This window comes from Nocardia sp. NPDC057227, assembly GCF_042669725.1.
GTDB classification, from domain to species: domain Bacteria; phylum Actinomycetota; class Actinomycetes; order Mycobacteriales; family Mycobacteriaceae; genus Nocardia; species Nocardia asteroides_A.
This window is the reverse complement of record NZ_JBHUXA010000027.1, coordinates 14507-27823: the sequence shown is the minus strand read 5'-3', so window position 1 is coordinate 27823 and position 13317 is coordinate 14507. Positions and strand designations below refer to the sequence as shown.

The following is a 13317-nucleotide window of genomic DNA, read 5'->3' as shown; positions in this document are numbered from 1 at the left end:
CCGGTGTCGCGGGCAGCGTAGCGCCCGGCGGCGGCGATCCGGCGCGACCGCACCGGGTGCGACCGGAATCACCTTCGCGCTCAGCAACGTTGCGGCGGGCATTGTTACTATCGCCGCGTGCCGGGCCGGCGCCACCGCTTTTCGCGGTGATCGCGCAGGTCGGCGGCGCAAAGGCGACGATCGCAGGACGAGGGGACGCTCGGTGTTCGAACTGACCAGGGCCCGCAGCAGGGTGATTCTCATCGTGTTCGCGACGCTCGCACTGGGGCTCGGCGCGTTCGGTTCCGGCCTGTTCGACCGGGTGCAGGGCGGCGGCTACAGCGACCCGGGCAGCGAGTCCGCCCGTGCTGCAACGGTTCTGCGCGACACCTTCGGCGCGGCGGCGCCCAACCTGGTGCTGCTCGTCGAGACCGGCTCCGCGGTCGACGACGCCGCCGCGAGCACCGCCGCCAGCACGCTCGCCCGCGACCTGGCCGCCGAACCAGGCATCGCCCGGGTCAGCTCCTACTGGACCGACGGCAAACCGGCAGCACTGCGCAGTGCCGACGGCAGCAAGGGGCTGATCGTCGCCAGTGTGCTCGGCACCGAATCCGAGGTGGACGCGCGGATCGGCGACCTCGCCGAGCGCTTCGGCGGCGCGCACGGCCCGCTCGAGGTCCGGGTCGGCGGCTACGCCATGCTGCTGCGCGAGACCGTGCAGCAGACCGAGAAGGACATCGTGCTCGGCGAATCCATCGCCTTCCCGGTCACGCTGATCGCGCTGCTCTTCGTCTTCGGCGGGCTGGTCGCCGCCGCGCTGCCGCTGGTGGTCGCCGCCGTCACCGTGCTGCTGACCGTCGGCGCGCTCACCGCCGTCGCGAGCCTCACCGATGTCGCCGCCACCGCGAGCAATGTCGCCACCCTGCTCGGCCTCGGCCTCGCCATCGACTACAGCCTGCTGCTGATCAGCCGGTTCCGCGACGAACTCGACGGCGGCGCCGAGCCGAAGGCCGCGCTCGCCGCGACCATGCGCTCCGCCGGGCGGACCGTCGCCTTCTCCGCCGTCACCGTCGCCATCGCGCTCGCCGGGCTGCTGTTCTTCCCGCTGGTCGCCGTGCGCTCCATGGGGTACGCGGGGCTGCTGGTCGCCGCGCTGGCCGCGCTGGTCTCGCTGACCGTGCTGCCCGCGCTCCTGCTGCTGCTCGGACACCGGATCGACAGCGGGCGGCTGCGCCCGCGCCGCAAGGCCACCGGCACCGCCGCCGACGGCTTCTGGCACCGCCTCGCCACCCTGGTCATGCGCCGCCCGCTGCCCATCGGGCTCGCCGTCGCCGCCTTCCTGCTGCTCCTCGGCTCGCCGTTCCTGCACGTCGAGCTGGGCTTCCCGGACGAGCGGGCGCTGCCGACCGACATGGCGTCGCGCCAGATCGCCGAGACCATCGCCGACGAGTTCAGCATCACCGAGCAGAACGGCCTCTTCGCGGTGCTGCCGGACTCCGCCGACGGCGTCGGCGGCTACGCCACCGCGCTCTCCGAGCTGCCCGACGTGCGCCGGGTGGACACCGTCACCGGCAGCTACGCGGGCGGCATGCAGTTCGCGGCGCCCGGCGCGCTGCACTCCGGCTTCGGCGCCGACAATGCCGCCTACCTGAACATCGTCCCCGCCACCGACGACCCCGCCGCGCTCGACCGCCTGGTCGGCGCGGTGCGCGGCGTGCCTGCCCCCTCGCCGGTGCTGATCGGCGGCATCGCCGCGACCAACGACGACGCGCTCGCCTCGATCACCGCCGCGCTACCGTGGGCGCTCGGCTTCGTGGTGCTGCTCATGCTCGTCGCGCTCTTCCTGCTCACCGGCAGCGTCGTGCTCCCGGTCCTCGCGCTGATCCTGAGCGCGCTCAGCCTCACCGCGACTTTCGGCGCCCTGGTCTGGATCTTCCAGGACGGGCACCTCGCCGGGCTGCTGAACTTCACCGTCACCGGTGACCTGCCGCCCACCGTCCCGGTCATGCTCTTCGGCATCGCCTTCGGCCTCGCCATGGACTACCAGGTGTTCCTGCTCAGCCGGATCGGCGAGGAGTACCGGCGCACCGGCGACAGCGAGGCCGCGGTGGCGCTCGGGCTGGAGCGGATCGGGCGCATCGTCACCGCCGCCGCCGTGCTCATCTCGCTGGTGCTGCTCGGCTTCCTCGCCTCCGACATCACCTTCATCAAGGCGTTCGGCATCGGGTTGCCGCTCGCCGTGCTGGTCGACGCCACCCTGGTGCGCGGGTTCCTGCTGCCCGCCGGGATGAAGTTGCTCGGGGATCGCGTGTGGTACGCGCCGGGGTTCCTGCGGAAGGTGCATGCTCGGTTCGGGTTCGACGAGGGATCGCCGGAGGTCGTTCCCGCCGGTGCCGCGCCCGCGCGGTGGTTGATCGATGAGAAGCCGAGTCTTTCCACGGCGGAGCCGGTTGCTGCCGGAGTTTCCGGGAGGGCGTCGGCGTTCCGGGCCGGGAAGCGGGAGAGTTCCGCTGTCGAGCGGAACGGTTCGTCGTCCTCGCGGACGGTGCCGTCGGCTGCCGCTCGTAGCGTCGGCTCGTCCGCAGCGGTTGCCGAGCCCGGCGCGCGGAGCAAAACCCGCACCGCTCGCCCCGTGATCGAAGCGGCATCGCCCGCCGACGTCGTCGCCGACACCCAGCCGGTTGCCGACGTCGATCCGGCGCCGCACGAGGTGTCCGGTTCGGTCACCGATGCCGACGACAAGGTCTCGCCGCTGGTCGCCGATGTCGATCCGGCGCCGCGCGAGCCGTCCGGCCCGGCCGCTGGAGCCGACGACGAGATCTCGCCGCTGGTCGTCGAGGTCGAGCCGGTGTCGGATGAGCCGGCTCGACCGGGAGCAGATTCCGCTGTCGACGACGCGCTCCTGCCCACGACCGGCGCCGATACGGCGTCGACCACTGCCGCGCCGGTGGCGGATCCGGCCGTCGAGGGCGAAACGGCTGCCGAGCCCGCCGAGATCGGCGCGCAGACAGCCGCAGCGGGCGGTGCTGCGGCTCCGGCTGCCGGAACCGCCGTCGCCGGAACCGCAGCGGTCGCGGAGACCGTGCCTGCCGAGAAGGCGACAGTTCGGAAGCGCACACCGCGCAAAGCCGTAGCATCAGAACCCGTTGCCGCCGAAAAGGTTTCGGATACTCCCGCGAAGAAGACGCCCACGAAGCGCGCCCCGCGCAAAACCGCTGCTCCGGCAACCGCCGAGACTCCGGAGCAGGCCGAAACGGCGGCGCCCGCCAAGCGCACGACCGCTCGTAAAACGCCCGCCAAGAAGGCGGTCCCGGCTGTCATCGGCGACGAAGCCGCGCCCACGAAGAAGGCCGCCCCGCGCAAGACTGCCGCCCGCAAGGCAGCAGCAACGGAAGCCGGGGCGCCGGTCGCGGAAGCGGTCCCCGCCGCGAAGGCGCCTGCCCGAAAGCGGACCACCGCCCGCAAGGCACCGACCACCGCCGCGCCGCCCACGCTCCCGGCCCCCGCCGACTCGACGGCTGCGGACTCGACGGTTGTGGACTCGACGGCTGCCGTGCCCGCCGCGCCGACGACCGCGCCGACGTTGGCGGCCACCACCGAGCCCGCCGCCGCCGAGGGGGCGCCCGCTCCGGCGAAGCGAACCGCGCGCAAGACGGCCGCGAACGGCCCGGCGGCCGGGAGGGCGCCGGCCAGGCGGGCGACCAGGAAGGCCGCGCCTCCGGCCACTGCCGCGCCGGCCGAGCCGGACTCCGCGATGCCCACGGGCGGAGCGACGCCTGGCGTCGAGGTGGCGGCGCCTGCGCAGCCACCCACCCCCGCCCCGGACACGTCCACCGATCCTGCGGCCATCACCGACGCAACGATTGCTCCCGCTCGGGAAGCAGCTCCCGTCGCGACATCGCCAACAGCCGAAATCCCGACGGAGACAACGCCTCCCGCGAACAAGACCGCTGCCCCCAAGGCCCCGGCCAAGCGTACGACCGCGCGCAAGACGGCGACCTCCGCGGTCGACGGCGCTTCGAACCCGCCGGTCCAGCGGACTGCGGCGCGCAAGACGGCGACCTCCGCGGTCGACGGGGTGCCGAACCCGCCTGCCAAGCGGACTACCGCGCGTAAAGCCGCGACTCCCGCGGTCGAGGGCGCACCGGCTCTGCCGGCCAAGCGGACTACCGCGCGCAAGACGGCGACCCCCGCGACCGACGGCGCGCAGAACCCCCCCGGCCAAGCGCGCGACCGCCCGTAAAACCGCCACGCCGGAAACCCCCGCGAAGCGGGCCCCCCGTAAGAGCACCCCGGCGAACAACCCCCCGGAGGAAACCCCTTAGAGCCCGCCGGTGGCGAGCAACCCACCGTCGACCCGAACCGTCTCCCCGGTGATCCACCCCGCCTCATCGGACACCAGAAACCCGATGAGCCCGGCAACATCCTCGGGCGCCCCGAGCCGCTTCAGCGGATACCCCTCGGCAACCGCCGACTCGTCCGCGCTGTACAGCGCATCGGCGAACCGCGTCTTCACCACCCCGGGCGCGACGGCGTTGACCCGAATCCCGGGCCCCAACTGCCAGGCGAGCTCCCCGGTGAGATGGATGAGCGCCGCCTTGGAGGCCCCGTACGCGGCGATGACCCCGGTCGACCGCAGCCCGGCCACACTCGCCACGTTGACGACGGCCCCACCGTGCTCGCCCATCCACGCCCGGTACGCCTCCTGCACGTACCCGAGCGCCGCGACCACGTTGACGTCGAAGATCTTGCGCACCCCGTCCAGATCGGCGTCGACCAGCGGCCCGTAGACCGGGTTGATCCCGGTGTTGTTGATCAGGATGTCGAGCGAGCCGAATTCCTCGACCGTGCGCCGCACGGCCGCGGCCCGCGCCGCCGCGTCCCCGGAGTTCCCGGCGTGCGTGGCGACCCCACCGGGGTGCCCGAGGGAACGCAACCGCGCGGCGGCCTCGGCGAGCGGTTCCGGCTTGCGTGCGGTGATCAGCACGTTCGCCCCGCGGCGCAGCAGTTCGGCGGCGACGGCGTTGCCGATGCCCCGGCTGGCCCCGGTGACCAGCGCACTGCGGCCGGACAGATCGGTAGTCATGGCAAGGCACCTTACGGCGACCGGTAAAATCGGTGGTTCCGGGGCATGTGGGCCGCGCACACCGCGAGAACGGCGACCGATCGGCCCCGCCGCCCGTCCTGAACAAGCGAGGAGATTTTCCTGTGATCACCGCGACCGACCTGGAGGTCCGGGCCGGAGTCCGCACCCTGCTCACCGCGCCCGGCTCGGCGCTGCGGGTGCAGAACGGCGACCGGATCGGACTCGTCGGCCGCAACGGCGCGGGGAAGACCACCACGCTGCGCATCCTGGCGGGCGAGGGCGAGCCCTATGCGGGCACGGTGATCCGCTCGGGTGATGTCGGCTACCTCCCGCAGGACCCGCGCGAGGGCGATCTGGACGTGCTGGCCAGGGACCGGGTGCTCTCCGCGCGCGGCCTGGACGCGCTGCTCCGGCAGATGGAGAAGCAGCAGGCGCTGATGGCCGAGGTCGCCGACGACGCCGAGCGCGACCGCGCGGTGCGCAAGTACGGCCGGTTGGAGGAGCGGTTCTCCGCGCTCGGCGGGTACGTCGCGGAGAGCGAAGCGGCCCGGATCTGCAGCAGCCTCGGGTTGCCCGACCGGGTGCTCGGGCAGTCGCTGCGCACGCTCTCCGGCGGTCAGCGCCGCCGCATCGAGCTGGCCCGGATCCTCTTCGCCGCCTCCGACGGCAGCGGCGGCCGCTCCGACACGGTGCTGCTGCTGGACGAGCCGACCAACCACCTGGACGCCGACTCGATCACCTGGCTGCGCGGCTTCCTGCAGAACCACGACGGCGGGCTCATCGTGATCAGCCACGACGTCGACCTGCTCGCCGACGTGGTGAACCGGGTGTGGTTCCTGGACGCGGTGCGCGGCGAGGCCGACATCTACAACATGGGCTGGCAGAAGTACCTGGACGCGCGCGCCACCGACGAGCAGCGCCGCCGCCGCGAGCGCGCCAACGCCGAGAAGAAGGCCTCCGCGCTGCGCGTGCAGGCCGCCAAGCTCGGCGCCAAGGCCACCAAAGCCACTGCCGCGCAGCAGATGGCGAAGCGCGCCGACCGGCTGCTCGCCGAGCTGGACGACGTGCGGGTGGCCGACAAGGTCGCCAGGATCAAGTTCCCGGAGCCGGCCGCCTGCGGCAAGACGCCGCTCATGGCGTCGAACCTGACCAAGATGTACGGCTCGCTGGAGATCTTCACCGGCGTCGACCTGGCCATCGACCGCGGCAGCCGGGTGGTGGTGCTCGGGCTGAACGGCGCGGGCAAGACCACGCTGCTGCGGCTGCTGGCCGGGGTCGAGCAGCCGAGCGCCGGGCAGCTGGACCCGGGGCACGGGCTCAAGGTCGGCTACTTCGCCCAGGAGCACGACACCCTGGACGACCGCGCCTCGGTGTGGGAGAACATCAGGCACGCCGCGCCGGACGCGGGCGAGCAGGAGCTGCGCAGCCTGCTCGGCGCCTTCATGTTCACCGGGCCGCAGCTGGAGCAGCCCGCTGGCACGCTCTCCGGCGGCGAGAAGACCAGGCTGGCGCTGGCCGGGCTGGTGTCGTCGGCGGCGAACGTGCTGCTGCTCGACGAGCCGACGAACAACCTGGACCCGATCTCCCGCGAGCAGGTGCTCGACGCGCTGCGCACCTACGCGGGCGCCGTGGTGCTGGTGACGCACGACCCCGGCGCGGCCGAGGCGCTCGATCCGGAGCGGGTGATCCTGCTCCCGGACGGCACCGAGGACCACTGGTCGGCCGAATATCTGGAATTGATTCAGCTCGCGTGACTTTCATCACAAACTTTCGTTGATCGTGGCCGGTGCCTTGTCTAGCCTGGAATGAGCGCTGCTCGGCGACTCGGAGGAAGCCAATGAGCGACAGGCCCACACGCAAGGATCGGCCCGGAACCGGCACGACTGCCGCGCCCAGGACAGCCTCTACCAGATCGGCCGGCGCGAAGGTCGCCGGTGAGCCGCCGCTCGCGAAGGGAACCCGGGTCACCGGGAAGTCACGCGATCGGCTGCAGTCCCAGCTCAAGAAGCAGTACGAAGCCGGCGCCAGCATCCGATCGCTGGCCCAGTCGACCGGCCGCTCGTACGGCTTCATCCACAATGTGCTCGTGGAATCGGACGTGCAACTGCGCAGCCGCGGCGGTGCGAACCGGCGCAAGGCGGCGTCCTAGCTCCGAACCCGCGCGGTGCCCGGCGGCTCCGGGTGGCTCGGCTGTGCCCGGGAACGATTGCGGCGCACGGTGGTTCGGTCGAGCACCCGGTTCACAGGTCGGCCACCGCGCCGTCCCCGAGCACCAGCAGATTCGCCAGGCTGCGGAAGATGGGGAGATCCGCCCTGGTGGCGAGGTGCGCGAATCGGCCCTGCGGGTCGACCTCGAGGAAGTAGTACTCGCCGTCGAGGCCGATCCGCAGGTCGAGCACCCCGAAGCTGAGCCCGAGCGCGCCCATCAGCGTGGTGAGTGACTTGCCCACCGACGCGGGCAGCCGCTCCGGCCGCAGGTGGGCCGGTGGTGCGCTGCCCTCGCTGTGGCCTGGCACCACCCGGACCGCCCACTCCACCCCGTCCACCCAGACCACCCGCAGGTCGCACTCGGCGGCGATGTAGTCCTGGAAGGCGGTCGGGGTGTTCCGGATGGCCTCGATATCGCCGAGGTCGGCGTCGGTGCAGAGCCGGGTGCGGGCCCGGCCGCCCGCGTTCCCGCGCTTGCGCACCACCGCGCCGGGGCGCGAGCCGACGAAGCTGCGCGCCTCGTCCGGATCGTTCGTGATCAGCGTCTCCGGGATGGCGAAGCCTGCCCGCCCCGCGGTCTCCAGCTGCACGATCCGCCGCGACGCCGTGCGATCGGCGCCGGGGTCGTTCACCCAGTAGGCCGGGATCGACCAGAGCAGCCCCTGCAGGAAGCCGTCGCTCTCCGATTGCGCCTCCGCGCCGCCCGCGTGCGGGACGGTGTGCCCCGTCGTGCGGCGCCACCAGACCGAGCGCACGTCGTCCAGCCCGACGATCCGGGAGAGCGAGCGCGCGGTGCCGCCCCGATCCACCCGGAAACTCCCGGTGCGCGACGGGAACTCACGCGGATCGAGCCGGATGGCGTTGAGGCCGTGCTGTTCTCGCACGGTCGCCGCCACCGCTGCCGCGTGCCGGTCGTCGGCGTCGGCGACGACCAGAATCGAGCTCGACCCGTGTCCTGCCACCGGCGCTCAGCCCCCCTGCCATACCGATTGCGAGAAATTCGCTGAAAGGCGTCCGAAGGGGTGGGGGACGCGGCGCGGGCGAGTGCGGGCCGGACGGGGTTTCGCGATCACGAGGGCTCCGTCCTGCTCGGTGCTGCTGCTCACGGTTGGGTATATCCGGCCGAGACCGGCTCGTCGAGGTACTCGCGCCGTCGCTGCCACCGTGCCCGCCGAGGTACTGATCATCTGCTGCCCCGGGTTTGCGGGCGGGCGATGAACACGTCCGAAGCATAGCGCTCAGCGGTGGGTTTTATTGTTGTTTGGCCCGCCTTCGATGCGCGGATCACTCGGTTGTCAACGGCGATTGGCGGTGCGCTCGCGCCACCAGGCGGGGACGTCGACGAAGTGGTTGTCGTACTCCTCCTGGCTCGCGGCCAGCTCCGCGAAGTCGGACTCGCCGCGGGAGATGCGCTCCAGCAGCCGGAAGTACTCGAAGCGGCGGACGCCGGGGACCAGCGCGATCAGGATCCGGGCAGCGCTCTCGGGTGCGGCGCCGAAGGCGTGCGGCATGTGCCGCGGCACCAGGACCGAACCGCCCGCCCCGACGGTGACGATGCGGTCGCCCGCCAGCAGCTGGAGTTCGCCCTCCGCGATGTAGAAGAGCTCGTCGGAGCGGGTGTGGTAATGCGGCGCGGCGCCGGCGGCGCCGCGCGGCATGGTGACCTCGAGGGTGTTCAGCGCGCCACCGGTCTCGTCGGCGTCGATGAGCAGCCGCATGGTGACGGTGTTGGCGGTCAGGGTCTCGGCGTCGGCGGGGTGGCGGATGACGGCGTTCACGGGACACTCCTGTTGATTCGGTCCAATATAATTAGGTAGCGAACTATATTGCCATCGAACTATAAGGCAGCGAATAGGATGGTGTCCATGGTGGAGCCGGACGCGGTCGACGCGATCGAAGCGCAGTGGCGGCGGGAGCGGCCGGACCTCGACCTGGCGGCGATGGCGATCATCGGCAGGCTGAGCCGGGTGGCGGCGGTGCTCGCGCGCGAGATCGAGGTGGTCTTCACCGCGCACGGGCTGCAGCGCGGGGAGTTCGACGTGCTGGCGGCGCTGCGGCGCTCCGGCGAGCCCTTCGCGCTGAACCCCTCCGCGCTGGCCGACACGCTCATGCTCTCCAGGGCCGGGATGACCGGGCGGCTGGACCGGCTGGAGCAGGCCGGGCTGGTGCGCCGCGGCGCCGACGCGGCCGATCGGCGCGCGATCAAGGTGGCGCTCACGAAGCAGGGGCGCGCGCTGGTGGACCGGGCGGTGCGCGCGCACACCGAGAACGAGACCAGGCTGCTCGCGGTGCTCCCGGCGGCGGACCGCCGGGAGCTGGACCGCATCGCGCGCGCCCTGCTGGCCGGGCTGGCGCCCGGAGACTAGGCCCGGCGCCGGACCGAGGCCTCGACCAGGTCGAGCACCGCGGACAGGTTCTCGTTGGTGTGCCCGGAGGCGATCCGGGCGATCAGCCCGTCGAGCACCAGGTCGAGGTAGCCGAGCAGGACGTCGGTGGGCACGTCGTCACGCAGCGCGCCCGCCGCCTTGCGGCGCTCGAGCCGGGCCAGGGTGGCCGCGGTGAGCTCGGCCGAGCGCTGGCTCCAGCCCGCCCTGAACTCCGGGTCGGTGCGCAGCCTGCGCGCGATCTCCAGCCGGGTGCCGAGCCAGTTGAACTCCTCCGGGTGCGCGAGCATGTCCCGCATGACCTGGACGATGCCCTGGTTGGCTGCGACGTCGGCCATCCGCTCGGCGTCCTCCTGGGCGAGCGCGAGGAAGAGCGCGTCCTTGTCCCGGAAGTGGTGGAAGATCGCGCCGCGGGAGAGCCCGATCTCGTCCTCCAGGCGGCGCACGGTGGCGCCGTCGTAGCCGTACTCGGCGAAGCAGCGCCTGGCGCCGTCCAGGATCTGGCTGCGGCGCGCGGCGAGGTGGTCATCGCTGACCTTGGGCATGGGGCTCCTCGGGGGAAAACGGAGCGGTCCGCGCACCGCGACGCGATGCACGGACCCTCCGTGACGGAACCTGCGGGTCAGCCGCGGATCATATTGCGCAGCACGTACTGCAGGATGCCGCCGTTGCGGTAGTAGTCCGCCTCACCGGGGGTGTCGATCCGGACGACCGCGTCGAAGGTGACCTTCTCGCCGTCCTCCTTGGTGGCGGTCACCGTCAGCGTCTTCGGGGTCTTGCCCTCGTTCAGCGCGGTGATGCCTGCGATGTCGAACACCTCGGTGCCGGTCAGCCCGAGCGACTTGGCCGACTCGCCCGCCGGGAACTGCAGCGGGATCACGCCCATGCCGATCAGGTTCGAGCGGTGGATCCGCTCGAACGACTCGGTGATCACCGCGCGCACGCCGAGCAGGCTGGTGCCCTTGGCCGCCCAGTCGCGTGAGGAGCCGGAGCCGTACTCCTTGCCGCCGAGCACGACCAGCGGGATCCCGGCCGCCTGGTAGTTCTGCGAGGCGTCGTAGATGAACGCCTGCGGGCCGCCCTCCTGGGTGAAGTCGCGGGTGTAGCCGCCCGAGACGTCGTCGAGCAGCTGGTTGCGCAGCCGGATGTTGGCGAAGGTGCCGCGGATCATCACCTCGTGGTTGCCGCGCCGCGAGCCGAGCGAGTTGTAGTCCTTGCGCTCGACGCCGTGCTCGTCCAGGTACTGCGCGGCCGGGGTGCCCGGCTTGATCGGCCCGGCCGGGCTGATGTGGTCGGTGGTCACCGAGTCGCCGAGCAGCGCGAGCACACGGGCGCCGGTGATATCGGTGACCGGGGCAGGCTCCATCTCCATGCCGTCGAAGTACGGCGCCTTGCGCACGTAGGTCGAGTTCGGGTCCCACGCGAAGGTGTCGCCCTTCGGGGTGTCCAGGTTCTGCCAGCGCTCGTCACCGTCGAAGATGGTGGCGTAGGACTTGCGGAACATGTCCTGGCTGATCGTCGACTTGATGGTGTCGTCGATCTCCTGGGCCGAGGGCCAGATGTCCTTCAGGAAGACGTCGTTGCCCTCGGTGTCCTGGCCCAGCGGGTCGGTCTCGAAGTCGAAGTCCATGGTGCCCGCGAGCGCGTAGGCGATCACCAGCGGCGGCGAGGCCAGGTAGTTCATCTTCACGTCGGGGGAGATGCGGCCCTCGAAGTTGCGGTTGCCCGAGAGCACCGCGGTGACCGAGAGGTCGTTGTCGTTGATCGCCGCGGAGATCTCCTCCGGCAGCGGCCCGGTGTTGCCGATGCAGGTGGTGCAGCCGTAGCCGCCCAGGTAGAAGCCGAGCTTCTCCAGGTAGGGCCAGAGCCCCGCCTTCTCGTAGTAGTCCGAGACCACCTGCGAGCCGGGCGCCATGTTCGTCTTGACCCACGGCTTGCTGGTCAGCCCCTTCTCCACCGCGTTGCGGGCGAGCAGGGCGGCGCCGAGCATGACCGACGGGTTCGAGGTGTTGGTGCAGGAGGTGATGCCCGCGACCACAACGGCGCCGTGGTCGAGCACGAAGTCGCCGCGCTCCTCCGAGCGTACGCCGACCGGCTTGGTCGGGCGGCCGACGGCATTGCTCGCCGCGGACGGGGTCACGTCCACCGCGCCGTCGTCGGCGAAGGACAGCGTGGCCGGGTCGCTGGCCGGGAAGGACTCCTCGACCGCCTCGTCCAGCTGGGTGTGCGGGGTGTCCGCGGCGATCGCGCCCTCGGCGTCGCTGGTGTAGCTGTGGATGTCCTTGCGGAACGCCACCTTGGACTCGCTGAGCAGGATCCGGTCCTGCGGGCGCTTCGGGCCCGCGATGGACGGCACCACGGTGTTCAGGTCCAGCTCGAGGTACTCGGAGTAGGCGGGCTCGCGCTCGGCGTCGTGCCACATCCCCTGCTCCCTGGCGTACGCCTCGACGAGCGCGAGCTGCTCGTCGCTGCGGCCGGTGAGGCGCAGGTAGTTGATGGTCTCGCCGTCGATCGGGAAGATCGCGGCGGTGGAGCCGAACTCCGGGCTCATGTTGCCGAGGGTGGCGCGGTTGGCCAGCGGCACCTCGGCGACGCCGGCGCCGTAGAACTCCACGAACTTGCCGACGACGCCGTGCTTGCGCAGCATCTCGGTGACGGTGAGCACGACGTCGGTCGCGGTCACGCCGGGCTGGATCTCGCCGGTCAGCTTGAAGCCGACCACGCGCGGGATCAGCATGGAGACCGGCTGGCCGAGCATGGCCGCCTCGGCCTCGATGCCGCCGACACCCCAGCCGAGCACGCCGAGGCCGTTGACCATGGTGGTGTGCGAGTCGGTGCCGACGCAGGTGTCCGGGTAGGCCTGGCCGTTGCGGACCATGACGGTCGGGGCCAGGTACTCGATGTTCACCTGGTGCACGATGCCCATGCCGGGCGGGACGACCTTGAAGTCGTCGAAGGCGCCCTGGCCCCAGCGCAGGAACTGGTAGCGCTCGCCGTTGCGCTGGTACTCCAGGTCGACGTTGCGCTCCAGCGCGTCGGCGCGGCCGAAGACGTCCAGGATCACCGAGTGGTCGATGACCATGTCGGCGGGGGAGAGCGGGTTGACCTTGTTCGGGTCGCCGCCGAGGGTGGTGACGGCCTCGCGCATGGTGGCCAGGTCGACGATGCAGGGGACGCCGGTGAAGTCCTGCATGATCACCCGGGCCGGGGTGAACTGGATCTCGATGCTCGGGTCGGCCGATGGCTCCCACTCCGCGATCGCGCGGATGTGGTCGGCGGTGATGTTGGCGCCGTCCTCGGTGCGCAGCAGGTTCTCCGCGAGCACCTTGAGGGCGTAGGGGAGTTTCTCGGTGCCTGGCACGGCCGAGAGCCGGAAGATCTCGTAGGAGTTGCTTCCGACCTCGAGGGTGCCCTTGGCGCCGAAGGTATCGTTACTCGTCGTCACGTCAGCTCCACTCGTCTATGAGGGTTGGTCATCGGCGGGGCTGTGCCGGTGACCGAGTCTTTCGAGGGTCTTGCGGCGTTCCGAAGGCCTCGGTACGCCGCTTTCCTCGCGGCTACGACCTTAACAGTACGCTTGTCCTATGAACGCTGAGGGGCCTCCCGGCGTGCCGCTGGAAAAGCCGGGGCGGCCCGGTCGCGTACTGTGCTCTCGGGCGT

The 13317-nt window shown here is 71.5% G+C and carries 8 protein-coding genes and 1 pseudogene; 4 read left to right on the top strand and 5 right to left on the bottom strand.

Annotation, left to right across the window (positions count from 1 at the left end; genetic code table 11):
- The first annotated feature begins 202 nt into the window (after positions 1 to 202).
- Positions 203 to 4222: an MMPL family transporter gene (locus ACFUJ1_RS28510; RefSeq protein WP_378650381.1), complete on the top strand. Its 4020-nt coding sequence runs from the start codon at positions 203 to 205 to the stop codon at positions 4220 to 4222.
- A gap of 78 nt (positions 4223 to 4300) precedes the next feature.
- Here the strand turns inward: ACFUJ1_RS28510 and ACFUJ1_RS28505 are convergent, their stop codons facing one another.
- Positions 4301 to 5065, bottom strand: coding sequence for an SDR family oxidoreductase (locus ACFUJ1_RS28505; protein WP_378650379.1), 765 nt, complete (start codon positions 5063 to 5065; stop codon positions 4301 to 4303).
- Positions 5066 to 5187: 122 nt separating this feature from the next.
- Here ACFUJ1_RS28505 and ACFUJ1_RS28500 point away from each other — a divergent pair, with 122 nt between their 5' ends.
- Positions 5188 to 6819: an ABC-F family ATP-binding cassette domain-containing protein gene (locus ACFUJ1_RS28500; protein ID WP_378650377.1), complete on the top strand. Its 1632-nt coding sequence runs from the start codon at positions 5188 to 5190 to the stop codon at positions 6817 to 6819.
- Positions 6820 to 7010: 191 nt separating this feature from the next.
- Positions 7011 to 7214, top strand: a pseudogene (locus ACFUJ1_RS28495) (helix-turn-helix domain-containing protein); the annotation flags it as partial.
- 91 nt (positions 7215 to 7305) lie between these two features.
- Here ACFUJ1_RS28495 and ACFUJ1_RS28490 read toward each other — a convergent pair.
- Together ACFUJ1_RS28490 and ACFUJ1_RS28485 are read right to left on the bottom strand one after the other, a co-directional pair.
- A complete protein-coding gene (locus ACFUJ1_RS28490; protein WP_378650375.1) occupies positions 7306 to 8235 on the bottom strand; it encodes a hypothetical protein in 930 nt (309 codons plus the stop codon).
- A gap of 333 nt (positions 8236 to 8568) precedes the next feature.
- Positions 8569 to 8991: a cupin domain-containing protein gene (locus tag ACFUJ1_RS28485; protein ID WP_378650466.1), complete on the bottom strand. Its 423-nt coding sequence runs from the start codon at positions 8989 to 8991 to the stop codon at positions 8569 to 8571.
- 147 nt (positions 8992 to 9138) lie between these two features.
- Between ACFUJ1_RS28485 and ACFUJ1_RS28480 the strand changes: the two genes are divergently transcribed.
- The gene (locus tag ACFUJ1_RS28480) at positions 9139 to 9639 is read left to right on the top strand and encodes a MarR family winged helix-turn-helix transcriptional regulator (RefSeq protein WP_378650374.1); all 501 of its coding nucleotides are present in this window, start codon (positions 9139 to 9141) and stop codon (positions 9637 to 9639) included.
- Here the strand turns inward: ACFUJ1_RS28480 and ACFUJ1_RS28475 are convergent.
- Together ACFUJ1_RS28475 and ACFUJ1_RS28470 are read right to left on the bottom strand one after the other, a co-directional pair.
- Positions 9636 to 10202, bottom strand: a complete 567-nt coding sequence (locus tag ACFUJ1_RS28475; RefSeq protein WP_233017587.1) for a TetR/AcrR family transcriptional regulator — start codon at positions 10200 to 10202, stop codon at positions 9636 to 9638. The genes ACFUJ1_RS28480 and ACFUJ1_RS28475 overlap by 4 nt on opposite strands.
- A gap of 77 nt (positions 10203 to 10279) precedes the next feature.
- Positions 10280 to 13102, bottom strand: coding sequence for an aconitate hydratase (locus tag ACFUJ1_RS28470; protein WP_378650372.1), 2823 nt, complete (start codon positions 13100 to 13102; stop codon positions 10280 to 10282).
- Between the last annotated feature and the right edge of the window lie 215 nt (positions 13103 to 13317).

Excerpts from the sequence above, each read along its gene's own strand:
- ACFUJ1_RS28505 (WP_378650379.1), bottom strand. The coding sequence starts at position 5,065 with ATGACTACCGATCTGTCCGGCCGCAGTGCGCTGGTCACCGGGGCCAGC.
- ACFUJ1_RS28485 (WP_378650466.1), bottom strand. The coding sequence starts at position 8,991 with ATGCGGCTGCTCATCGACGCCGACGAGACCGGTGGCGCGCTGAACACC.
- ACFUJ1_RS28480 (WP_378650374.1), top strand. The coding sequence starts at position 9,139 with ATGGTGGAGCCGGACGCGGTCGACGCGATCGAAGCGCAGTGGCGGCGG.
- ACFUJ1_RS28475 (WP_233017587.1), bottom strand. The coding sequence starts at position 10,202 with ATGCCCAAGGTCAGCGATGACCACCTCGCCGCGCGCCGCAGCCAGATC.